This is a genomic window from Streptomyces glaucescens (genome assembly GCF_000761215.1).
GTDB classification, from domain to species: Bacteria; Actinomycetota; Actinomycetes; order Streptomycetales; family Streptomycetaceae; genus Streptomyces; species Streptomyces glaucescens_B.
This window is the reverse complement of the sequence record NZ_CP009438.1, coordinates 2,995,223-3,015,396: the sequence shown is the minus strand read 5'-3', so window position 1 is coordinate 3,015,396 and position 20,174 is coordinate 2,995,223. Positions and strand designations below refer to the sequence as shown.

Here is a 20,174-nt window from a genome sequence, read left to right as displayed (position 1 = left end):
ACCCGGAAGAAAGGCACTGGCACCCGCGCATGCGGAAGGCCCCCGGAGCGGGACGGCTCCGGGGGCCTTCGTGCGCGCGGCCGGGGGTACTACTTGGCCTCGGCCTTCTGGATCTCCGCCAGTTCCTCGTCGGACTCGCGGCCCGGGGTCGGGAGGTTGAACCTGGTGATCGCGAAGCGGAACACCACGTAGTAGACCGCCGCGAAGCACAGGCCGACCAGGGCCAGCCCCCACGGGTTCGTCGCGATGCCCAGGTTGAGCGCGAAGTCGACCGCGCCGGCCGAGAAGCCGAAGCCGTCCTTCATGCCCAGCGCCCAGGTCAGTGCCATCGACACACCGGTGAGCAGGGCGTGGATGCCGTACAGGACCGGCGCGATGAACATGAAGGTGAACTCGATGGGCTCGGTGACGCCGGTGACGAACGAGGTCAGCGCCAGGGAGAACATCATGCCGCCGACGACCTTGCGGCGCTCGGGGCGGGCACAGTGCACGATCGCCAGGCACGCGGCCGGCAGGGCGAACATCATGATCGGGAAGAAGCCGGTCATGAACTGGCCCGCGGTCGGGTCGCCGGCCAGGAAGCGGGCGATGTCACCGCTCTTGCCCTCGTACTCGCCGGCCTGGAACCAGGGGAAGGAGTTCAGCAGGTGGTGCATGCCGACCGGGATCAGCGCGCGGTTGGCGACACCGAAGATGCCCGCGCCGGCGGCACCGGAGCCGACCAGCCACTCGCCGAAGTTGTGCAGCCCCGTGCCCAGGACCGGCCAGATGTAGCCGAAGACGATGCCGATGAGCAGACCGGCGAAGGCCGCCAGGATCGGAACCAGGCGGCGGCCGCCGAAGAAGCCCGCCCAGTCGGGCAGCTTGGTGCGGTGGAAGCGCTGGTAGAGCAGGGCGACGACGAGGCCCATCACGACACCGCCGAGCACCTTGGCGTCCACCGCCTGCTCGACCATGACGATCTTGCCGTCGGCGATGGCCTCCTTCTTCGGCAGGCTGCCGTCGGTGAAGGTGCCGAGCACGTTCTTGAAGACCAGGTAGCCGACGACGGCCGCCAGCGCCGTGGAGCCGTCCGACTTCTTGGCGAAGCCGATCGCGATGCCCACCGCGAAGAGCAGCGCCATGTTGTCGAGGATGGCGTTGCCGCCGGCCGTCATGAAGCTCGCGATCTTCGTCAAGAACGCGGGGAACTCCTCGCGGCCCAGCATGTCGGTGTTGCCGAGGCGCACCAGCAGGGCGGCCGCGGGCAGCACGGCCACCGGCAGCATCAGGCTGCGGCCGATGCGCTGCAGAACAGCCATCACGCCGGAGCCCTTCTTCTTCTCGGCCGCGGGAGCGGCGCTGGCCGTGGACACAACTTCCTCCAGGGGGCATGGCGCCGCCCGGGGACAAGAGAAAAAGGGGACGGCGGCGTCCAAACAGGTCTACACCACTCAGTGGTGTAGACCTGTTGTAGCACGATGAAGGCGGGATAAGGAACCCGCGATTCCCGCTACCGATCCGCTACGCGCCGTGCCCGTGACCTAGGCGTTTCCCGACTTGGATCAGACCTTTGCCACGTCCTCCACTTCCTCCGCCGGCTCCCGCCCCGGCGTCCGCAGATCGAATTTCGTGATCGCGAATCGGAACACCGCGTAATACACCGCGGCGAATACCAGCCCGATCGGAATGATCAGCCACGGTCTCGTCGCGAGATTCCAGTTGATGACGTAGTCGATCAGACCCGCCGAGAAGCTGAACCCGTCGTGCACCCCGAGCCCCCACGTCACCGCCATCGACACCCCGGTGAGCAGGGCGTGCAGCGCGTACAGCAGCGGCGCGACGAACAGGAACGAGTACTCGATGGGCTCGGTGATGCCGGTCACGAACGACGTCAGCGCCACCGACAGCATCAGACCGCCCACCTCCTTGCGGCGGTCCGGCCGGGCACAGTGCGTGATCGCCAGGGCCGCGGCGGGCAGCGCGAACATCATGATCGGGAAGAAGCCCGAGGTGAACTGACCGGCGTCCGGGTCGCCCGCCAGGAACATGTTGATGTCCCCGTGCACCTGCCGGCCGTCCGGCGCGGTGTACGTCCCGAACTGGAACCAGATGGGCACGTTCAGGAACTGGTGCAGCCCGATCACCAGCAGCGCCCGGTTCGCGACACCGAACACACCCGCGCCCCAGGCACCCAGACCGCTCATCCAGTCGCTGAAGCTCTCCAGCGCGTCACCGACCGGCGGCCACACCCACAGGCACAGCGCGGCGAACGCGATCGCCACGAACGCCATGATGATCGGCACCAGCCGGCGGCCGTTGAAGAAGCCCAGCCAGTCGACCAGCCGGGTGCGGTGGTACCGCTGCCAGAAGAACGCCGCCAGCAGACCCATCACGATCCCGCCGAACACCCCGGGGTTCTGGTAGGTGAACGCGCTCACCGTCCCGTCCACCGTCCCCTGGCAGCCGATGTTGGCCACCGACCTCGTCCCGGCCGGACAGTCCTCCGGGAACTGCCGCAGCACGTTGTAGTAGACGAGGAAGCCCGCCACGGCGGCGAGCGCCGTCGAACCGTCCGCCTTCTTCGCCATCCCGATGGCCACGCCGATGCAGAACAGCAGCGGCAGCCCGAGCGAACTGTCCAGCAGGGCGCCGCCCGCGCCGTTCATCACCCTGGCCACATCGGTCCAGCCCAGACCCTCGTCGCCGAACACGTCCGGCTGCCCCAGCCGGTTGAGGATGCCCGCGGCCGGCAGCACGGCGATCGGCAGCTGCAGGCTGCGCCCCATCTTCTGCAGGCCCTGGAACGAGGAGTTCCACCGGGCGCGGGCCGGACTGACGGCGTCGGCACTCATGGGGGTCCTTCCGAGCGGTTTGGCGACCGTCTGTCAGGTGGTGTAGACCAGTCATGGACGATTGTGTTGCCGTGACGTCATCCTGCGGTTCACACGGCCGATATGCTCGCGAAGTTGGGCCGACTGTGGGTTACTGCGACAAAGCAGCACAACGGCACACATCCTGCCGGATCAGGGAGAAAGAACATGGCCAGCAAGGCTGAGAAGATCGTTGCCGGGCTCGGCGGCATCGACAACATCGACGAGATCGAGGGCTGCATCACCCGCCTGCGGGTCGAGGTCAGCGACGCCTCGCTGGTCGACGACGCCGCCCTCAAGGGCGCCGGCGCCCACGGCGTGGTCAAGATGGGCACCGCCATCCAGGTCGTCATCGGCACCGACGCCGACCCGATCGCCGCGGAGATCGAAGACCTCATGTGAGCCCCCGGCCCACCCCGGAAAGGGCCCCTCCCGCGCCACACGCCCGGGAAGGGCCCCTTCCATATCCGGCTAGGCTCACCCCATGTCTCGAATCGACGGCCGCACCCCCCGACAACTCCGCCCGGTCACCATCGAACGCGGCTGGAGCAAGCACGCCGAGGGCTCCGTCCTCGTCTCCTTCGGCGACACCAAGGTGCTGTGCACCGCCTCCTTCACCGAAGGCGTCCCGCGCTGGCGCAAGGGCAGCGGAGAAGGCTGGGTCACCGCCGAGTACTCCATGCTCCCCCGCGCCACCAACACCCGCGGCGACCGGGAATCCGTCAAGGGCAAGATCGGCGGCCGTACGCACGAGATCTCCCGCCTCATCGGCCGCTCCCTGCGCGCCGTCATCGACTACAAGGCGCTCGGCGAGAACACCATCGTCCTCGACTGCGACGTCCTCCAGGCCGACGGCGGCACCCGCACCGCCGCCATCACCGGCGCCTACGTCGCCCTCGCCGACGCCGTCGCCTGGGCCCAGGGCAAGAAACTGATCAAGCCCGGCCGCAAGCCGCTGACCGGCACCGTCGCCGCCGTCTCCGTCGGCATCGTCGCCGGCGTCCCGCTGCTCGACCTCTGCTACGAGGAGGACGTCCGCGCCGAGACCGACATGAACGTCGTCTGCACCGGCGACGGCCGCTTCGTCGAGGTCCAGGGCACCGCGGAGGCCGAACCCTTCGCCCGCGACGAACTCGACGCCCTGCTCGACCTCGCGGTCGCCGGCTGCACCGACCTGGCCGCCGCACAGCGCGCGGCACTCGAAGCGGCCGACGGAACCGACGGAAAGTAAAGGGCACACCAAATCCGACGCCCGGCGCGGGCAACCGCGCCGGGCATCGCCGCGTCCTGAGAAGTACGGGCGCACGGCCTCACCACCGTGCGCCCGGCCAGTCCGGGGCCCCGTGGGCCTGCCACAGGGAGGGAAGCAGAAACCATGGCCGAGAGCCGCCGCCGCCGAACCCGCACCGCCATCGCCGCCACCATGGCCGCCGCCGGCCTCACCCTCGCCCTCACCACCGGCTGCGACGCCGTCGACAAGGCACTCGACTGCGTCGAGACCGCCGACGCCGTCGCCGACGCCGTGACCGACCTCCAGCAGGCCGTCGACACCGCCGCCAACGACCCCACACAGACCCGCGAAGCCCTCGACTCCATCGACAAGAGCCTCGACAAGATCGACAGCGAGACCGGCGACGCCGACCTCGACAAGGCCACCGAGGACCTGCGCCGCGCCCTCACCGAGGTCACCACCGCCATCGAGAACGGCGACCAGACCCCCGACATCACCGGCGTCACCGACGCGGCCGGCGAACTCACCAAGGTCTGCACCTCCTGACCCCCGCGGGCGGCCCGGACCGGCGGCGGGATACTGAACGGCATGACCCGCTTGATCCTCGCCACCCGCAACGCCGGAAAGATCACCGAGCTCAGGGCGATCCTCGCCGACGCAGGCCTGCCCCACGAACTCGTCGGCGCCGACGCCTACCCCGACATCCCCGACGTCAGGGAAACCGGAGTCACCTTCGCCGAGAACGCCCTGCTCAAGGCCCACGCCCTCGCCCGGGCCACGGGCCTGCCCGCGGTCGCCGACGACTCCGGCCTCTGCGTGGACGTCCTCGGCGGCGCCCCCGGCATCTTCTCCGCCCGCTGGGCCGGCCGCCACGGCGACGACAAGGCCAACCTGGACCTGCTGCTCGCCCAGCTCTCCGACATCGCCGCCGAACACCGCGGCGCCCACTTCGCCTGCGCCGCGGCCCTCGCCCTCCCCGACGGCACGGAACGCGTGGTCGAGGGCCGGCTGCGGGGCGTGCTCCGCCACGAGCCCGCCGGCACGGGCGGCTTCGGCTACGACCCGATCCTCCAGCCGGAGGGCGAGACCCGCACCTGCGCGGAACTGACCCCGGAGGAGAAGAACGCCATCAGCCACCGCGGCAAGGCGTTCCGGGCCCTGGTCCCGGTGGTACGGGAACTGCTCGGGGTCTGAGCGGGGCGGAAAGCCGAGGGCCCGGTCCGTACGGCACCGGACCGAGCCCTCGTCGAGTGGTGCGGTCGGTGGGACTCGAACCCACACGGGATTTCTCCCACGGGCACCTAAAACCCGCGCGTATCACCTATTTCGCCACGACCGCCCCAAAACGGACATTCAGCTAGGCCGTGCCGCTTGGTGACCTCAGTGTACGGGGCCCGCCTCCCGGGTGTGCCGGGGCTTCCTCCGGCACCATGTCGCCGTCAGCGCATGGCAGTTCGGACAGAGGTAGCGCAGGTTCCGCGGGCGGTTGTCCAGCCAGTTGCCGTCGATGTGGTCGATCTGCAGCGTGATCGGCTGCCCCAGCCATGCGCCGTCGTTCCCGCACGACGCGCAGCGGTAGGGGACGCCCAGGTGCCGGAGCGCCGCATGCAGCCGGTCCCGCTTCGGGCGGGCGGAGCCGGGCGGCAGGACGGTCAGGACGTCCCGCGCGCCGGACCGCCTCGGGGACGGCTGGGCCGATCCCCAGGTCCGCCGCTTGAAGTGACTGGTGTCGAGACCCAGCTCCGTCACCCTGCGGCGGATCCGGCGGTGCTGGGCGTAGCCGACGTCGAGTCCCAGCCGCCGCATGACGTCCGCGTAGCTCTCGCTGCACGCCACGGCTGCGCGGAGTTCGTCGTCCGGCAGCGTCAGCCGGGCGTGACGGAAGTGGGACGTGTCGATTCCGCGTTCCCGGAGCAGGCGGCCCAGGGCGGCCCGGGATCGTCCGTCGTCCGGGATTCCGAGCGCTGCGGCCGTCTCGCGGATGCTCGAGGCGGGTGCCGCGGCGGCGCGCAGTTCCTCGTCGGTGAACGGCAGGTCGAGCCGGGTCCGGCCGAGGCCCGGGAAGTGACCGACGTCGATGCCCGCCGCCTCGATCCGCCGCCGGATGTGGGACAGCGTGCCGGTCGCCGGGGCGGTCCCCAGCTTCAGGGCCACTTCCCGCAGGGACGTGGACGACGCCGCCGCCGCGGCGATCGCCTCGTCCGAGTAGTCGCGCCGAGGGCTCCGCCGCCGGAAGTGGCTGGTGTCGATGCCGTGCGCGGCGACCTTCCGCTGCAGCACACGGCGTTGCCCGCCGCTGGGCCTGAGGCCCAGCCGTCGCATGAGGTCGTTCCACGAGTGCGACTCGTCCACGGCCGCGGTCAGCGGCTCGCGGGCGTACGCGTCCCCGTCACCCATCCGTCCCCCTGAACGGTCAGGCGTTCCCGTCTCGTTCGGAGCAACGAGTCGGGGTAGGTGGGGTCACGCCTGGTCCGTCAGGAGGGTGGGGCGGGTCAGATGCCCAGGTCCTTGATGATCTTGGCGACGTGGCCGGTGGCCTTGACGTTGTAGAGGGCGCGTTCCACCTTGCCCTCCTCGTCGACGATCACCGTGGAGCGGATGACGCCGACGACCGTCTTGCCGTAGAGCTTCTTCTCGCCGTAGGCGCCGTAGGACTCCAGGACCTGCTTGTCGGGGTCGGCGAGGAGGGTGACGCCGAGGGATTCCTTCTCGCGGAACCTGGCGAGCTTCTCGGGCTTGTCGGGGGAGATGCCGATCACGTCGTAGCCCGCGCCGGCCAGCAGCTCCAGGTTGTCGGTGAAGTCGCAGGCCTGCTTGGTGCAGCCGGGGGTGAGGGCGGCGGGGTAGAAGTAGACGATGACCTTTCGGCCCTTGTGGTCCGACAGGGAGACCTCGCGGCCGTCGGCGTCGGGGAGGGTGAAGGCGGGGGCGGTGTCCCCGGGCTGAAGTCGCTCGCTCATCCGGCTAGCGTAACCGGGGGTGCTGACAGTGCGGCGGGACGCCGAGCTGACAGACTGTCCGTGACACGCAAACGCAGACTTCGGAGGCCGTACGGTGGCGGACACGTCGGACACCAGAACCCCGGCGCAGATCGAGGCGGACATCAAGCGCCGCCGCGAGATGCTGGCCGAGACGCTCGACGAGATCGGGGTGCGGGTGCATCCGAAGACCATCGTCGGGGATGCCAAGGCGAAGGTGGTCAGCAATGTCGATCACACGTTGGGCCGGGCGTATGTGCAGGTCAATCGGGTGGTCAGTCAGGTGAGGGCGTCGTTCGTCGATGACGAGGGGTCGCCGCGGCTGGAGCGGGTGGTGCCCGTCGCGCTGGTGGCCGTGGGCGTCGTGGGGCTGCTCGTCCTCGGCACCCGGCGGCGCAGGGGCTGAGGCCGGACAGGTAGGTTCGACAGCGTGAGCGCCAAGAGAGACGACCAGAACATCCCGCACGACAAGCTGCCCATCCGGATGCTGCACGACCGCGTGCTCGTGCGGCAGGACACCAGCGAGGGTGAGCGGCGTTCGGGCGGCGGCATCCTGATTCCCGCGACGGCGGCCGTGGGCCGTCGGCTGGCCTGGGCGGAGGTCGTCGCGGTGGGCCAGAACGTGCGGACCGTGGAGCCGGGCGACCGGGTGCTCTACGACCCCGAGGACCGTGCCGAGGTCGAGGTGCGCGGTGTGCCGTACGTGCTGATGCGGGAGCGTGATCTGCACGCGGTGGCCGCGGACCGGTTCGAGGGGTCGGAGGACTCGACGGGCCTGTACCTGTAGGACGGCCGGGTGCCCGGAGGAGGGCCGGTGACGAGCGTCACCGGCCCTTTCCGCTGCCTTGCGCCCGCTGTCCTTTGCTACGTTGGAACGGCACCCGACGAGACGCGCCGTACCGGGTCAAGGCAAAGACGACGCACCCCGTTGCCGCGACACACGTCTCCCGGAGGTGCCCCTCATGGCCTGGATCCTGCTGATCGTCGCCGGTCTGCTGGAGGTCGGCTGGTCGATCGGGATGAAGTTCACCGACGGTTTCACCCGTCTCGTCCCGAGCCTGTTCACCGGTGCCGGCATCGTCGCCAGCATGCTGCTGCTGTCGTACGCGGCCCGTTCCCTGCCCATCGGCACCGCCTACGGCGTCTGGGTGGGGATCGGCGCGGCCGGTTCGGCGGTGCTCGGCATGGTCGTGCTGGGTGAGCCGGCGACCGCCGCCCGGATCTTCTTCGTCTGTCTGCTGCTGGTGGCCGTGGTGGGGCTCAAGGCGACCTCGGGTCACTGAGCCCCTCGCGGCCGGGACGGGGGCGGGCTCATTCCCGGCGGCCGGCCGGCGTGGTGCCCGCCGTCGTCCCGGCGGGCGCGCCGGTGCCGCCCGGTGTGCCACCGGTGGTGCCGCCGTCGGTGCCGCCGGTGGTCGTCGTGTCACCCGTGGTCCCGCCGTCGGTGGTCGTGGAGCCGTCGCCGGTGGTGCCGCCGTCGGTGGGGGTGCCGCCGGTCGTCGTCGCGCCCGTGGTGCCCTCGTCCGGGGTGCCGGTGTCGCCGGTGGTGCCGCCGTCGGTCGCGCCGCCCTGGGTCTGGCCCTCGGTGGAGCCCTCGTCGGTGTCGCCGGTCTCGCCGGGCGAGGCGGCGTCGGTGGGCGCGCCGGTCTCGGGGCTCTCGGTGGCCGGCGGGACCTCCGGGTATACCCAGTCCTCGGCGCCGTTCTGGAGTTCCAGGTTGAACTCGGTGGCAGGGGTGCCCTCCAGGGCGTCCTTGGTGAACTGGGCCCAGATGTCGGCGGGCGCGCCGCCGCCGTTGATGCGGTCCAGGCCCAGCGCGCCGTAGAGCGGCTTGTGCGCGGCGGTGACCGGGTCCTGGCCCATGACGGCGACGACGGTGGCCAGGTCGGGGGTGTAGCCCGCGAACCAGGCGGCGGTGTCCTCCTCGGCGGTGCCGGTCTTGCCGGCGGCGGGGCGGCCGGCGGCCTGTGCGGCGGTGGCGGTGCCGTTCTCGACGACGCTCTGCAGGACCGAGGTGGTGGTGTCGGCGGCGGCGCGGCTGACCGCCTGGCGGGTGGTGCGCTGCGGGAGCTGGATCTCGACGCCGTCCTTCGTCAGCTCCTCGATCATGGTGTACGTGCCGTGCTCGCCGTGGTTGGCGAGGGTGGCGTACGCCTCGGCCATGTCGAGGACGCTGGCCGTGGCCGTGCCGAGCGCGATGGACGGGCCGGTGTGCAGTTCGGGGGTGTCGGCGGGCAGGCCGAGGTCGATCGCGGTCTGCTTGACCTTGTCGGAGCCGACATCGACGGCCATCTGCGCGTACACCGAGTTCACGGACTTGTCGGTGGCCTCGCGGACGGTGATGGGGCCGTAGTCGTAGTGGTCCTCGTTCTCGGGGGCGTAGTAGCCGCCGTCCCAGCCGTGGACGGGGCGCTCGCTGGTGCCGTCGTAGATGGTGTTGGGGGTGATGGGGCGGCCGTCCTGGGTGGTGGAGGCGTTCTCGACGGCCGAGGTGAACACGAACGGCTTGAAGGTGGAGCCGACCTGGAAGTCGCGGCGGGTGGCGTTCGGCGTGTACTGCTTCACGTAGTCGATGCCGTTGTACATCGCCACGACCTTGCCGGTGCGCGGGTCGACGGCGGCGCCGCCCGCGCGGACGTAGGTGTCGACCTTGTTGTTCTCCGGGTCCAGCTTGCTCATCAGCTGGTCGTCGACGGCCTTCACGAAGGCGTCCTGCTTGGGCTTCTCCAGGGTGGTGGTGATGCGGTAGCCGCCCGCGTCGAGGGACGCCTCGTCGACGATGTCGTTCTTGATCAGGTAGTCCTTGACGATGCGGACGATGTAGCCGCGCTGCCCGGACAGGCCGGTGGAGACGGTGGTCTCCTTCGGCATCGGGAACTTCATGCCGGCCCGTTCGGACTCGCTCAGCCAGTTCTCCTTGACCATGCCGTCCAGGACGTAGTTCCAGCGGGCCTCGGCGAACTTGCGGTTCTCCGGGTGGGCGACGACGTCGTACTCGCTGGGCGCGTTGAGCAGCGCGGCGAGGTAGGCGCCCTTGGCGGCGTCGAGTTCGGTGGCGTCGACGCCGTAGTAGGCCTGGGCGGCGGCCTGGATGCCGTAGGCGTTGCGGCCGAAGTAGCTGGTGTTGAGATAGCCCTGGAGGATCTCGTCCTTGGAGGTCTCGCGGTCCAGCTTGATCGCGATGAAGAACTCCTTCGCCTTGCGGGTGAGCGTCTGCTCCTGGGCGAGGTAGTAGTTCTTCACGTACTGCTGGGTGATGGTGGAGCCGGACTGCTTGCCCTTGCCGGTGGCGGTGTTCCAGGCGGCGCGGACCATCGCCTTGGGGTCGACGGCGGACTCCGAGTAGAAGTCGCGGTCCTCGGCGGCGAGCACGGCGTGCTGGGCGTCCTTGGAGATCTGCGCGAGGGTGACGTTCTCCCGGTTGACCTCGCCGTCGCGGGCGAGCTGGGTGCCGTCGGCGTAGAGGAAGACGTTGCTCTGCTTGGTCGCGAGGGCGTTGGCCGGCGGGATCTTCACCAGCGAGTAGCCGAGGAAGAACAGTCCGCCGAGCAGCAGCAGGCCGATCACGAAGGTGCCGAGGACCATCCGCCAGGTGGGGACGGCGCGGCGCCAGCCGGTGCGCTTGGGCCGCCCGGCCTTGCCGCCCCCCGGCCCGCCTCCCGGCCCGCCCTCGTTCGGCTGGTGCGCCTGCGGCTGCGGCTCGTCGCTCATGTCGTGCACGGACTCCTGTTTGTTGCCGCGTACGTTGCCGTACGCCTCGTACGTTTAAGCGCCCCCCGGATGAAGACTCCCGTGCCGCGCGTTCCGTTCCCGGATCGGCGCACGGTTCTGCCGGAAATCGCGTGGCAGGCGCGGTGGGCCGCCCGCTAGGCTCCTGCGCTTCGTGTCGGCCGGCCCGGGAGGGGGGTTGGTGTGGGTGCGGGACGGTTGTACGCGGCCGTCGCTGCGGGGGGTTTCCGACGGTACGCGACGTATCGGGCGGCCACGGCCGCGGGGGTGTTCGCGAACACCGTCTTCGGGCTGATTCTCGTCCACGCCTATCTGGCGCTGTGGGACGAGAGACCGCAGCTCGGCGGGTACGAGCAGGCGCAGGCGGTCACCTATGTGTGGCTGGGCCAGGCGCTGCTGGCGGCTGCCGCGATCGGCGGTGGTGGTTTCGAGGACGAGCTGATGGAGCGCATCCGTACGGGTGATGTCGCCATCGACCTGTACCGGCCGGCCGACCTCCAGCTGTGGTGGCTCGCCGCGGACCTGGGCCGGGCCGCGTTCCAGCTGCTGGGGCGGGGGGTGGTGCCGTTCGCGTGCGGGGCGCTGCTGTTCGACGTGGAGCTGCCGTCCCGGCCGGGGGTGTGGGCGGCGTTCCTGGTGGCCGTGGTGCTGGGGCTCGTGGTCAGTTTCGGCATCCGCTACCTGGTGGCGCTGAGCGCGTTCTGGCTGCTCGACGGGACGGGCGTGGTGCAGATGGCGTGGCTGGCGGGGTTCTTCTGCTCGGGGATGCTGCTGCCGCTGAACGTGTTCCCGGGCGGGCTGGGGGAGGCCGTACGGGCGCTGCCCTGGTCGTCGCTGCTCCAGGGGCCCGCGGACGTGCTGCTGGGGAAGGCGGACGCGCTGCCGACGTTCGCCTTCCAGGCGGCGTGGGCGGTGGCGCTGCTGGCGGCCGGGCGGCTGGTGCAGTCCGCGGCGACGCGGCGGGTGGTGGTGCAGGGTGGGTGAGCGCGGGGTGGCTCGCGGCGGGCCGGCCGGCAGCGGTGTGGGTGAGGGCGGGGTGGCTCGCGGCGGGCCGGACGACCGTGGTGCGGCTGGGCGCCGGGTGGCCGACGGGGTGCGCGCGTACCGGATGATCGCCGCCATGTGGATCCGCTCCACGATGGCGTACCGCGTCTCCTTCGCCCTGACGACCTTCGGCAACTTCGCGGCGACCGCGCTGGACTTCGTGGCGATCCTGCTGATGTTCTCCCGGGTCGACGCGCTCGGCGGCTACGCGCTGCCCGAGGTGGCCTTCCTGTACGGCCTGTCCAGCGTGTCCTTCGGCCTGGCCGACCTGGCGATCGGCTCGATGGACCGGCTGGGCCGCCGGCTGCGCGACGGCTCTCTGGACACCCTGCTGGTGCGGCCGGCGCCGGTGCTCGCCCAGGTCGCCGCCGACCGGTTCGCGTTGCGCCGCCTGGGCCGGGTCACGCAGGGCGCGCTGGTGCTGGCGTACGCCCTGTGGACGGTGGACATCGACTGGACCGTGCCGAAGCTGCTGCTGATGCCGGTGGTGCTGGTCAGCGGGGCGGGGATCTTCGGCGCGGTGTTCGTGGCGGGGGCGGCGTTCCAGTTCGTGGCGCAGGACGCGTCGGAGGCGCAGAACGCGTTCACGTACGGCGGTACGACGCTGCTCCAGTACCCGCCGACGATCTTCGGCAAGGAGCTGGTGCGCGGGGTGACGTTCGTCCTGCCGCTGGCCTTCGTGAACTGGCTGCCCGCCGCCTACCTGCTGGACCGGCCCTACCCGCTGGGGCTGCCCGGGTGGCTGGCGTTCACGCCGCCGCTGGTGGCGGTGGCGTGCGGGGCGGGGGCGGGGCTCGCCTGGCGGGCGGGACTGCGGACGTATCGGAGCACGGGAAGCTGAGGAGCTGGAGACCGATGGTGAGCGGACCGACGGACGGCGGACCGATGAACGGTGCCCACGGGGACGGTGCCCGCGGGGACGGTGTCTTCATCGAGGTGGACCACGTCGAGAAGGTCTTCGAGGTGCGCCGGAGGACCGGCTTCCTCAGGCGGGAGCGGCGGCAGGTGCGCGCCGTCGACTCGATCTCGTTCACCGTGCCGCGCGGCGAGATGGTCGGGTACATCGGCCCGAACGGCGCCGGCAAGTCGACGACGATCAAGATGCTGACCGGCATCCTCACGCCGAGCGGCGGCCGGCTGCGGGTCGCGGGCATCGACCCGTCCCGCGAACGCTCGCGGCTCGCGCACCGGATCGGGGTGGTGTTCGGGCAGCGCACGACACTGTGGTGGGACCTGCCGCTGATCGACTCGTACCGGCTGGCGCACCGCATGTACCGCATCCCCGACGCCCGTTACCGCGCCAACCTGGACCGGTGCGTCGAACTCCTCGAACTGGGCGCCCTGCTGGACGTGCCCGTGCGCCAGCTCTCCCTCGGCCAGCGGATGCGCGGCGACATCGCGGCGGCGCTGCTGCACGACCCGGAGGTGCTGTACCTGGACGAGCCGACCATCGGCCTCGACGTGGTCTCCAAGGCCCGGGTGCGGTCGTTCCTGCGCGACTTGAACGCCGAGCGCGGCACCACCGTGCTGCTGACCACGCACGACCTCCAGGACATCGAGCAGCTGTGCTCGCGGGTGATGGTCATCGACCACGGGCGGCTGATGTACGACGGCCCGCTGGCCGGGCTGCACCAGGCGGGGGAGAGCGAGCGCACCCTGGTCGTGGACCTGGAGCGGGAGCTGCCGCCGATCGACGCCCCGGCCCCGGCCCGCGTGGTGCGGGTGGAGGGACCCCGGCAGTGGGTGGCCTTCCCGGCCGCGCAGTCGGCGGCGCCGCTGGTGGCGCGGATCGCGGCGGAGTACCCGCTGGTCGACCTGTCGGTGCGGGAACCCGACATCGAGGCCGTGATCGCCAGGATGTACGAGGAGCGGGCGACCGCGTAGTGCGCGGGGCGGCGAGTCCGTAGGCTGCTGGGTATGACCGACGATGCTCCGGAGCTGCGTGCCTCCGACGCCGATCGTGAACGAGTCGCCGAGGTCCTGCGGGACGCCCTCGCGGAAGGGCGGCTGGACATGGCGGAGTTCGAGGAGCGGCTCGACGCGACGTACCAGGCGCGGACGTACGGGGAACTCGCGCCGATCACCCGTGACCTGCCGGCCGCGGGTGCCACCGTGCCCGCCGTGTCGATGACGAAGGACCCCGCCGCGGGCGGGAGTTGGGCGGGGCGGATCGTCGGGGGCGAGGGCTCGTCGGCGCGGGCCGTGGCCGTGATGTCGGGGTTCCAGCGCGCGGGGCGCTGGACCGTGCCGCGGCGGTTCGACTGCTTCGCCTTCTGGGGCGGCGGGGAGGTCGACCTGCGGGAGGCGAACTTCGCGGCGGGCGAGGTGCAGATCAACTGCGTGGCGATCATGGGCGGGGTGAACGTCATCGTGCCGCCCGGCGTCGAGGTCGTGGTGCGCGGCATCGGCATCATGGGCGGCTTCGACCAGCGCGAGGAGGGCGTGCCGGGCGATCCCGGCGCCCCCCGGGTGATCGTCTCCGGGTTCGCCTTCTGGGGCGGCGTCGGGGTGGAGCGCAAGCCGACCCGGGCCGAGCGCAGGCGGCTGAAGGAGGAGCGGCGCCGGGAGAAGCTGGAGCGCGAGGCCCACGGCCGGGAACTCCACGGCCGCGACTGGCACGGCCGGGAGGACTGACCGCGGCGGCTGCGCGTGGCGGTTGCGCGTGGCGGTTGCGCTTGGCGGTTGCGCTTGGCGGCTGCGCGCGGCGGCTGCGGCACGTCGGGCGCGTCCGGCACTGGACGGTGAGGACCGGGTCCGGCACTCGGCGGGGAGCGACTGGGCCGTTCGGGCCCGGGCGGGCGCACCGGGCAGGCTTGTGGGGGCGGAGCCGTGGCCCGAACGGTCCACGCGCACCGGGCCCGGCCGGGGCCGCGTGGCCCCGACGTCCCGGTCCGGCGGGGCCGCTAGAGCGGGGCCGGGGCCGCGCCCTTCAGGTCGTCCAGGTCGATCGCGTGCGCCATCCGCCGGTAGCCGAGGTCGCTCGGGTGCAGGTGGTCGCCCGAGTCGTGGTCGGCGCGCAGCCGGCGCGGGTCGTACGGGTCGCGCAGGGCCTCGTCGAAGTCGGCGACGGCGTCGAACACCGAGCCGGAGCGGATCTCCGCGTTGATCTCCCGGCGTACGGCCTCGCGCTCGCCGGTGTAGCCGCGGTGACCGTAGAAGGGCATCAGGGTGGCGCCGACGACCTTGATGCCGCGGGCGTGGGCCCGGCGGACCAGGGTGCGCAGGCCGTCCAGGATCCGGCCGGGGCCGGCGAGCCGCCGGCTGCGCAGGATGTCGTTCACGCCGAGGTCGATGACGACGACCCTGACGTTCGGCCGGCCGAGGACGTCGCGGGTGAAGCGGTCCAGCCCGCTGGGATTGTCCGCGGGGCGGCCCGGCCCGTCGTGGAGGACGCGGTTGCCGCTGATGCCCTGGTTGACCACGCTGAGGCGCGGCACGTCCCGCCCGTCCGCCACGGCGTCGCGGATCCGCCCGGACAGGACGTCCGGCCAGCGCCGGTTCGCGCCCTCGGTGGACCCGGCGCCGTCGGTGAGGGAGTCGCCGAAGGCGACCAGGGTGCCGTCGGCCTCGTCACCGAACACGTCCAGCGCGGTCAGGTGGCGCCAGTAGGGGACCTCCTCGGTGTACGGGGTGCCGGTGACGTCCTCGGTGCGGTCGCCCCGGGCGGCGTAGGAGATCTGGCGGGCGCGCGGGTGGTGGGTGACCGGGCCGGCGGCGGCGGGGGAGTACGTGGTGACGAGGACGTCGCTGTCGTGCGGGACCGCGATGCGCACCGCGTCGCTCGTCACCTGGCCGCCGGCCGGGACGGCCACGGTCGTGGCGCCGCGGAACGTCACCCGCCGCATCGTCTCCGGCACGGCCGCCGCGCCGTCGTCGCCGGCGGCCAGGGCGATCGAGGCATGGGTGACGGTCAGCGGGCGCCGGCCGTAGAGATTGGACAGCGTGATGCGGGCACTCGTCCCTCCGGCACTGGTGTGGACGACGTTGCGCACCGAGCGGTCGGCGAGACCCGTGGTCCGCGTGCCCGGCTCGGCCGCAGCCGGGGACGCGGACCAGGTGCCGACCCAGGTGCCGGCGAGGGCGGGTGCGGCGGAGCTGCCCGGCGGGCGGCCGGTGGCGGCCCGGCGGGCGGTGCCCTCGTCGGACGAGACGGCGCCGTATATGGCGGCGGAAAGGGCCACGATCAGGGCGCAGATCGCGGCGAGCAGGGCGTGACCGTGACGCCTGGTCATGCGGGTGCGGTTCCCCTCGGGCGCGCGGAGCCCCCGAGGCTCCGGTGATCACCTCATGATGCGCCATCCGGCGGAGGGGAGGCGCACGGGACCCCTTAGGGGGTGAGCACGTTCACCCCTGGGTCTCCCCGGACCCGGACGGACGCGGGGAACTCCGCTCCGGGAGTCGGTCAGGAAGGGACAATGTCATGGCGGGGCATCGGGAACGGGTGGAGCGGATGGATCTGACGAAACCGGACGGGGAGCCGGACCGGGAGCCGAACCGGAAGCCGGACGGGGAACCGGCCGGGGAACCGGCCGGGGAGCGGGACCGGCAGCCGAACCGGAGGCCGGCCGGGGAACCGAGCGGGCAACCGGACGGGAGGCCGGCCGGGGAACCGGACGGGACGGACCGCGAGGGCCGGGCGGCCGCCCCCCGCGTCCCCGCCGCCGCCCGCGCCATGACCGTCTTCAGCGCCGCCGACCAGGAGAAACAGCGCGGCGTACGCCGCATGAAACTCACCGCGACCGGGCTGCTGCTCCTCGTCGCGCTGATCTACGTCCTCGCCGAGTTCGCCTCCCACCACGGCGCCGGCGCCTGGGCGGGCTATGTCGCCGCCGCCGCCGAGGCCGGCATGGTCGGCGCGCTCGCCGACTGGTTCGCCGTCACCGCCCTCTTCCGCCACCCGCTCGGCCTGCCCATCCCGCACACCGCGATCATCCCGAACAAGAAGGACCAGCTCGGCGTCTCCCTCGGCGAGTTCGTCGGCGAGAACTTCCTCTCCGAGGACGTCGTACGGCAGCGGCTGCGCTCCGTCGGCATCGGCAGCAGACTCGGTGCCTGGCTCGCCGAGCCCGCCAACGCCGACCGGGTCACCGCCGAGCTGGCCACCGCGCTGCGCGGCGCGCTGACCGTGCTGCGCGACTCCGACGTGCAGGCGGTGGTCGGCGAGGCGATCACCCGGCGTGCGGAGGCCCAGGAGATCGCGCCCGGCATCGGCAAGATGCTGGAGAAGGTCGTCGCCGACGGCGGTCACAAACGGGTCGTCGACCTGATCGTGACCCGCGCGCACGACTGGCTCGTGCTGCACGGCGGCGATGTGATGGACGCCGTCCAGGGCGGCGCCCCCGGCTGGACCCCGCGGTTCGTGGACCGCAAGGTCGGCGAGCGGGTCTACAAGGAGCTGCTGCGCTTCTGCGCCGAGATGCGGGACATGCCCTCCCACCCGGCCCGCGGCGCCCTCGACCGCTTCCTCACCGACTTCGCCACCGACCTCCAGTCCGACACGGACATCCGGGCCCGGGTGGAGCGGCTGAAGGGCGAGGTGCTCGGCCGGGGCGAGGTCCAGGACCTGATCGCCTCCACCTGGACGGCCGTACGGTCGATGATCGTCTCGGCGGCGGAGGACGAGCGCAGCGAGCTGCGGCTGCGGGTGCGGGCCTCCCTGCTGTCGCTCGGGGCCCGGCTGGCCGTGGACCCGAAGACGCAGGGCAAGGTCGACGGCTGGGTGGAGGGCGCCGCGGTGCACGTGGTCACCACCTACCGCAAGGAGATCACCTCGCTGATCACCGACACCGTGGCGAGCTGGGACGCCGAGCACACGACGAGGAAGATCGAGGCGCACATCGGCCGTGACCTGCAGTTCATCCGGATCAACGGCACGGTGGTGGGCTCCCTGGCGGGGCTGCTGATCTACACGGTGGCGCGGGGGCTCGGGGCGTAAGGCGACGGAGTGACCCGAGGGCCCACCGGGGGCGCGGGCGGGCCGGGGCGGGCGTAAAGGCGGGGTTGACGGGGCACTCGGGTCGCGCTGCCGCGTCGTCTTCGGCAGTGCCGCCGTCCGGTCGGCCGTCTCGACGAGGAGGAGCCCGTGTCCGTCGGTACCGTCACCACCGCCGTCCCCGCGCGATTGGACAGACTTCCCTGGTCGCGCTGGCACTGGATGATCGTCATCGGTCTCGGCACCGTCTGGATCCTGGACGGCCTGGAAGTGACGATCGTCGGCAACGTCGCCGGCCGCATCGCCGAGGAAGGCAGCGGCCTCGACATCTCGGCCGCCCAGGTCACCGGCCTGGCGGCCGCGCTGTATGTGGCGGGCGCCTGCGCGGGTGCGCTGTTCTTCGGCTGGCTCACCGACCGCTACGGCCGCAAGAAGCTGTTCATGGCGACCCTGGCCGTCTATCTCGCGGCGACCGCGCTGACCGCGCTGTCCTTCGAGTCCTGGTGGTTCTTCCTCTTCCGGTTCCTCACCGGCTTCGGCATCGGCGGCGAGTACGCGGCCATCAACTCCGCGATCGACGAGCTGATCCCGTCGCAGTACCGGGGCCGCGTCGATCTGATCATCAACGGCAGCTACTGGCTGGGCGCGATCGGCGGCTCGCTGCTGTCCATCGTCATGCTGGACACCACGATCTTCCCCAAGGACCTCGGCTGGCGGCTCAGCTTCGCCCTCGGCGTGGTCCTGGGCCTGGTCATCCTGCTGGTGCGGCGACACGTCCCGGAGAGCCCGCGCTGGCAGTTCATCCACGGCAAGGGCGACGAAGCCGAGGAACTCGTCTCCTCCGTCGAACGGGAGATCGAACAGGAGAAGGGCGAGCGGCTGCCGCCCCCGGCCGGTGAGATCACCATCCACCAGCGCAAGAGCATCGGCTTCGGCCTGATCGCCAAGACGGTCTTCGGCAAGTACCCGCGCCGCGCGGTCCTCGGCCTGTCCCTCTTCATCGGCCAGGCGTTCCTCTACAACGCCATCACCTTCGGCTTCGGCACCATCCTCATCACCTTCTTCGACGTGCCGACCGGCCACACCGGCTACTACTTCGCCGTCATCGCGGCGGGCAACTTCCTCGGCCCGCTGCTGCTCGGCAAGCTCTTCGACACCGTCGGCCGCCGCATCATGATCTCCGGCACCTATCTGATCTCCGGCCTGCTGCTGTTCGGCACCGCGTGGCTCTTCGACCGCGGCTCGCTGACCGCGTCGACGATGACCGCCTGCTGGTGCGTGGTGCTGTTCTTCGCCTCCGCGGGCGCCTCCAGCGCGTACCTCACGGTCTCCGAGATCTTCCCGATGGAGACCCGCGCGATGGCCATCGCCTTCTTCTACGCCCTCGGCACCGCCGCCGGCGGCATCAGCGGCCCGCTGCTCTTCGCCGACCTGACCGAGTCCGGGGTGGTCGGCGACACCGTCCTCGCCTTCCAGATCGGCGCCGGGCTGATGTGCGCGGCCGGACTGGTCGCGGCGTTCCTCGCGGTGAAGGCGGAGCGCCGCTCGCTGGAGGACATCGCGCGACCGCTGTCGGAGGCGGCGGACAACGCGTCGTCGACGGTCCGCGCAGGGACGGCGACGCCGTGACCCCCGGCCACCGGCCGTGGCTGAGAGCCCTGGCTGAGGGCTGAGGGCTGAGGGCTGAGGGCTTAGGGCTGCGGGCTGCGGGCCGCGACGGCCGCGGTCCGCAGCCCTCGTCCGGTCACGCCGCTCCAGCCCGGTCACGCCCGCCCCCCCGTGCGGTCACGCCCCGCCCTCCCCGTCCGGCCCGTCCCGCCCGCCCCCCCCGTGCGGTCGTGCCGGTCCTCGTCCGTTCACGCCCCGGTCGTCGACCCCGGCCGCACGATCATCAGTACGGTCACGGCGGCCCACAGCAGGTTGAACACCCCGGTCACCATGGCGAGCCGCACGGTCGCCTCCCTGGACCCGTCGGCCCCCTCCAGCAGCGCGCCTGCCAGGGCAGCACCAGCGCGACGAGCACCAGCGCGGCGAGCGCGGTCAACGCGATGGACACGATCAGCCAGGCGTCGCCGAGCACGCCCATGCTGCTCGCGGTGGCGAACCCGAAGACCGGTACGACGACGCCGACGGTGGCGTAGACCCGGCAGATGCGGTGCAGCAGCCGTACGGTCCCGGTGGCCCGCGGGTCGTCGGGCGCGGCCATCGCCCGGCGCGCGGCGGGCGGGAACATGCTGGCGGCGACGGTGACGGGGCCGATCGCGACGATCGCGGCGAGGACGTGGACGCTAAGCAGGAACTTGGTCACGCCGGTGACGGTAGGCCGAGCACTGAGATCGCAGAAGTGGCGATAGTGCCAGGGTGCGACGGATTCCCGCCACGCGCTGCCGGAAGGCATCCGCGGACAC

The 20,174-nt window shown here is 71.7% G+C and carries 19 protein-coding genes, 1 tRNA gene, 1 pseudogene and 1 riboswitch; of the genes and pseudogenes, 13 read left to right on the top strand and 8 right to left on the bottom strand.

Annotated elements, in window-relative coordinates; genetic code table 11:
* Positions 1-89: 89 nt before the first annotated feature.
* Together SGLAU_RS12990 and SGLAU_RS12985 are read right to left on the bottom strand one after the other, a co-directional pair.
* Complete coding sequence (locus tag SGLAU_RS12990; RefSeq protein WP_043501211.1) at positions 90-1,355, bottom strand: PTS transporter subunit EIIC; 1,266 nt, start codon at positions 1,353-1,355, stop codon at positions 90-92.
* A 189-nt stretch (positions 1,356-1,544) separates the two neighbouring features.
* Positions 1,545-2,834, bottom strand: a complete 1,290-nt coding sequence (locus SGLAU_RS12985; protein WP_043501208.1) for a PTS transporter subunit EIIC — start codon at positions 2,832-2,834, stop codon at positions 1,545-1,547.
* Positions 2,835-3,020: 186 nt separating this feature from the next.
* On the opposite strand from SGLAU_RS12985, the gene SGLAU_RS12980 reads away from it, so the two are divergent.
* The 4 genes from SGLAU_RS12980 to rdgB all read left to right on the top strand — a co-directional run bounded on the left by SGLAU_RS12980 (position 3,021) and on the right by rdgB (position 5,277).
* The gene (locus SGLAU_RS12980; protein ID WP_043501205.1) at positions 3,021-3,254 is read left to right on the top strand and encodes a glucose PTS transporter subunit EIIB; all 234 of its coding nucleotides are present in this window, start codon (positions 3,021-3,023) and stop codon (positions 3,252-3,254) included.
* An 82-nt stretch (positions 3,255-3,336) separates the two neighbouring features.
* The gene (rph, locus tag SGLAU_RS12975; protein WP_043501203.1) at positions 3,337-4,083 is read left to right on the top strand and encodes a ribonuclease PH; all 747 of its coding nucleotides are present in this window, start codon (positions 3,337-3,339) and stop codon (positions 4,081-4,083) included.
* 144 nt (positions 4,084-4,227) lie between these two features.
* Positions 4,228-4,629: a hypothetical protein gene (locus SGLAU_RS12970; protein ID WP_043501201.1), complete on the top strand. Its 402-nt coding sequence runs from the start codon at positions 4,228-4,230 to the stop codon at positions 4,627-4,629.
* Positions 4,630-4,671: 42 nt separating this feature from the next.
* Positions 4,672-5,277, top strand: coding sequence for an RdgB/HAM1 family non-canonical purine NTP pyrophosphatase (rdgB, locus tag SGLAU_RS12965; protein WP_043501199.1), 606 nt, complete (start codon positions 4,672-4,674; stop codon positions 5,275-5,277).
* 57 nt (positions 5,278-5,334) lie between these two features.
* Here rdgB and SGLAU_RS12960 read toward each other — a convergent pair.
* The 3 genes from SGLAU_RS12960 to bcp all read right to left on the bottom strand — a co-directional run bounded on the left by SGLAU_RS12960 (position 5,335) and on the right by bcp (position 7,043).
* Positions 5,335-5,422, bottom strand: a tRNA-Leu gene (locus tag SGLAU_RS12960).
* Positions 5,423-5,463: 41 nt separating this feature from the next.
* Positions 5,464-6,480, bottom strand: coding sequence for an HNH endonuclease (locus SGLAU_RS12955; RefSeq protein ID WP_043501198.1), 1,017 nt, complete (start codon positions 6,478-6,480; stop codon positions 5,464-5,466).
* A gap of 95 nt (positions 6,481-6,575) precedes the next feature.
* Positions 6,576-7,043: a thioredoxin-dependent thiol peroxidase gene (gene bcp, locus SGLAU_RS12950; protein ID WP_043501196.1), complete on the bottom strand. Its 468-nt coding sequence runs from the start codon at positions 7,041-7,043 to the stop codon at positions 6,576-6,578.
* Between the two features lie 94 nt (positions 7,044-7,137).
* On the opposite strand from bcp, the gene SGLAU_RS12945 reads away from it, so the two are divergent.
* The 3 genes from SGLAU_RS12945 to SGLAU_RS12935 all read left to right on the top strand — a co-directional run bounded on the left by SGLAU_RS12945 (position 7,138) and on the right by SGLAU_RS12935 (position 8,344).
* A complete protein-coding gene (locus SGLAU_RS12945; protein ID WP_043501194.1) occupies positions 7,138-7,467 on the top strand; it encodes a DUF3618 domain-containing protein in 330 nt (109 codons plus the stop codon).
* A gap of 78 nt (positions 7,468-7,545) precedes the next feature.
* Positions 7,546-7,848: a GroES family chaperonin gene (locus tag SGLAU_RS12940; protein WP_373296984.1), complete on the top strand. Its 303-nt coding sequence runs from the start codon at positions 7,546-7,548 to the stop codon at positions 7,846-7,848.
* Positions 7,849-7,914: 66 nt separating this feature from the next.
* Positions 7,915-7,986: riboswitch (guanidine-III (ykkC-III) riboswitch) on the top strand.
* 37 nt (positions 7,987-8,023) lie between these two features.
* A complete protein-coding gene (locus SGLAU_RS12935; protein ID WP_043501191.1) occupies positions 8,024-8,344 on the top strand; it encodes a DMT family transporter in 321 nt (106 codons plus the stop codon).
* A 28-nt stretch (positions 8,345-8,372) separates the two neighbouring features.
* Here the strand turns inward: SGLAU_RS12935 and SGLAU_RS12930 are convergent, their stop codons facing one another.
* Positions 8,373-10,772, bottom strand: a complete 2,400-nt coding sequence (locus tag SGLAU_RS12930; RefSeq protein WP_043501190.1) for a transglycosylase domain-containing protein — start codon at positions 10,770-10,772, stop codon at positions 8,373-8,375.
* Positions 10,773-10,973: 201 nt separating this feature from the next.
* On the opposite strand from SGLAU_RS12930, the gene SGLAU_RS12925 reads away from it, so the two are divergent.
* The 4 genes from SGLAU_RS12925 to SGLAU_RS12910 are packed head-to-tail and all read left to right on the top strand — an operon-like array spanning position 10,974 to position 14,468.
* The gene (locus SGLAU_RS12925) at positions 10,974-11,774 is read left to right on the top strand and encodes an ABC transporter permease (protein ID WP_043501188.1); all 801 of its coding nucleotides are present in this window, start codon (positions 10,974-10,976) and stop codon (positions 11,772-11,774) included.
* Positions 11,775-11,811: 37 nt separating this feature from the next.
* Complete coding sequence (locus SGLAU_RS12920; RefSeq protein ID WP_412556265.1) at positions 11,812-12,675, top strand: ABC transporter permease; 864 nt, start codon at positions 11,812-11,814, stop codon at positions 12,673-12,675.
* 44 nt (positions 12,676-12,719) lie between these two features.
* On the top strand, positions 12,720-13,718 hold the full coding sequence (locus SGLAU_RS12915) for an ATP-binding cassette domain-containing protein (RefSeq protein WP_052414094.1): 999 nt from the start codon (positions 12,720-12,722) through the stop codon (positions 13,716-13,718).
* Between the two features lie 33 nt (positions 13,719-13,751).
* The gene (locus SGLAU_RS12910) at positions 13,752-14,468 is read left to right on the top strand and encodes a DUF1707 domain-containing protein (RefSeq protein WP_043501187.1); all 717 of its coding nucleotides are present in this window, start codon (positions 13,752-13,754) and stop codon (positions 14,466-14,468) included.
* A 269-nt stretch (positions 14,469-14,737) separates the two neighbouring features.
* Here the strand turns inward: SGLAU_RS12910 and SGLAU_RS12905 are convergent, their stop codons facing one another.
* The gene (locus SGLAU_RS12905; RefSeq protein ID WP_043501185.1) at positions 14,738-16,066 is read right to left on the bottom strand and encodes an SGNH/GDSL hydrolase family protein; all 1,329 of its coding nucleotides are present in this window, start codon (positions 16,064-16,066) and stop codon (positions 14,738-14,740) included.
* A gap of 188 nt (positions 16,067-16,254) precedes the next feature.
* Here SGLAU_RS12905 and SGLAU_RS12900 point away from each other — a divergent pair, with 188 nt between their 5' ends.
* Positions 16,255-17,769, top strand: a complete 1,515-nt coding sequence (locus SGLAU_RS12900; protein ID WP_107408964.1) for a DUF445 domain-containing protein — start codon at positions 16,255-16,257, stop codon at positions 17,767-17,769.
* 147 nt (positions 17,770-17,916) lie between these two features.
* Positions 17,917-19,395 (top strand): MFS transporter, encoded by a 1,479-nt coding sequence (locus SGLAU_RS12895; RefSeq protein WP_052413735.1) that lies wholly within the window; start codon positions 17,917-17,919, stop codon positions 19,393-19,395.
* Between the two features lie 227 nt (positions 19,396-19,622).
* Here SGLAU_RS12895 and SGLAU_RS12890 read toward each other — a convergent pair.
* Positions 19,623-20,074, bottom strand: a pseudogene (locus tag SGLAU_RS12890) (hypothetical protein).
* Positions 20,075-20,174: the final 100 nt, after the last annotated feature.

What these genes read in the sequence shown, in the direction of transcription:
- SGLAU_RS12985 (WP_043501208.1), bottom strand. Translation starts at nt 2,834, where the DNA reads ATGAGTGCCGACGCCGTCAGTCCGGCCCGCGCCCGGTGGAACTCCTCG.
- SGLAU_RS12980 (WP_043501205.1), top strand. Translation starts at nt 3,021, where the DNA reads ATGGCCAGCAAGGCTGAGAAGATCGTTGCCGGGCTCGGCGGCATCGAC.
- rph (WP_043501203.1), top strand. Translation starts at nt 3,337, where the DNA reads ATGTCTCGAATCGACGGCCGCACCCCCCGACAACTCCGCCCGGTCACC.
- SGLAU_RS12970 (WP_043501201.1), top strand. Translation starts at nt 4,228, where the DNA reads ATGGCCGAGAGCCGCCGCCGCCGAACCCGCACCGCCATCGCCGCCACC.
- rdgB (WP_043501199.1), top strand. Translation starts at nt 4,672, where the DNA reads ATGACCCGCTTGATCCTCGCCACCCGCAACGCCGGAAAGATCACCGAG.
- SGLAU_RS12955 (WP_043501198.1), bottom strand. Translation starts at nt 6,480, where the DNA reads ATGGGTGACGGGGACGCGTACGCCCGCGAGCCGCTGACCGCGGCCGTG.
- bcp (WP_043501196.1), bottom strand. Translation starts at nt 7,043, where the DNA reads ATGAGCGAGCGACTTCAGCCCGGGGACACCGCCCCCGCCTTCACCCTC.
- SGLAU_RS12940 (WP_373296984.1), top strand. Translation starts at nt 7,546, where the DNA reads ATGCTGCACGACCGCGTGCTCGTGCGGCAGGACACCAGCGAGGGTGAG.
- SGLAU_RS12935 (WP_043501191.1), top strand. Translation starts at nt 8,024, where the DNA reads ATGGCCTGGATCCTGCTGATCGTCGCCGGTCTGCTGGAGGTCGGCTGG.
- SGLAU_RS12930 (WP_043501190.1), bottom strand. Translation starts at nt 10,772, where the DNA reads ATGAGCGACGAGCCGCAGCCGCAGGCGCACCAGCCGAACGAGGGCGGG.
- SGLAU_RS12915 (WP_052414094.1), top strand. Translation starts at nt 12,720, where the DNA reads ATGAACGGTGCCCACGGGGACGGTGCCCGCGGGGACGGTGTCTTCATC.
- SGLAU_RS12910 (WP_043501187.1), top strand. Translation starts at nt 13,752, where the DNA reads ATGACCGACGATGCTCCGGAGCTGCGTGCCTCCGACGCCGATCGTGAA.
- SGLAU_RS12905 (WP_043501185.1), bottom strand. Translation starts at nt 16,066, where the DNA reads ATGACCAGGCGTCACGGTCACGCCCTGCTCGCCGCGATCTGCGCCCTG.
- SGLAU_RS12900 (WP_107408964.1), top strand. Translation starts at nt 16,255, where the DNA reads ATGGCGGGGCATCGGGAACGGGTGGAGCGGATGGATCTGACGAAACCG.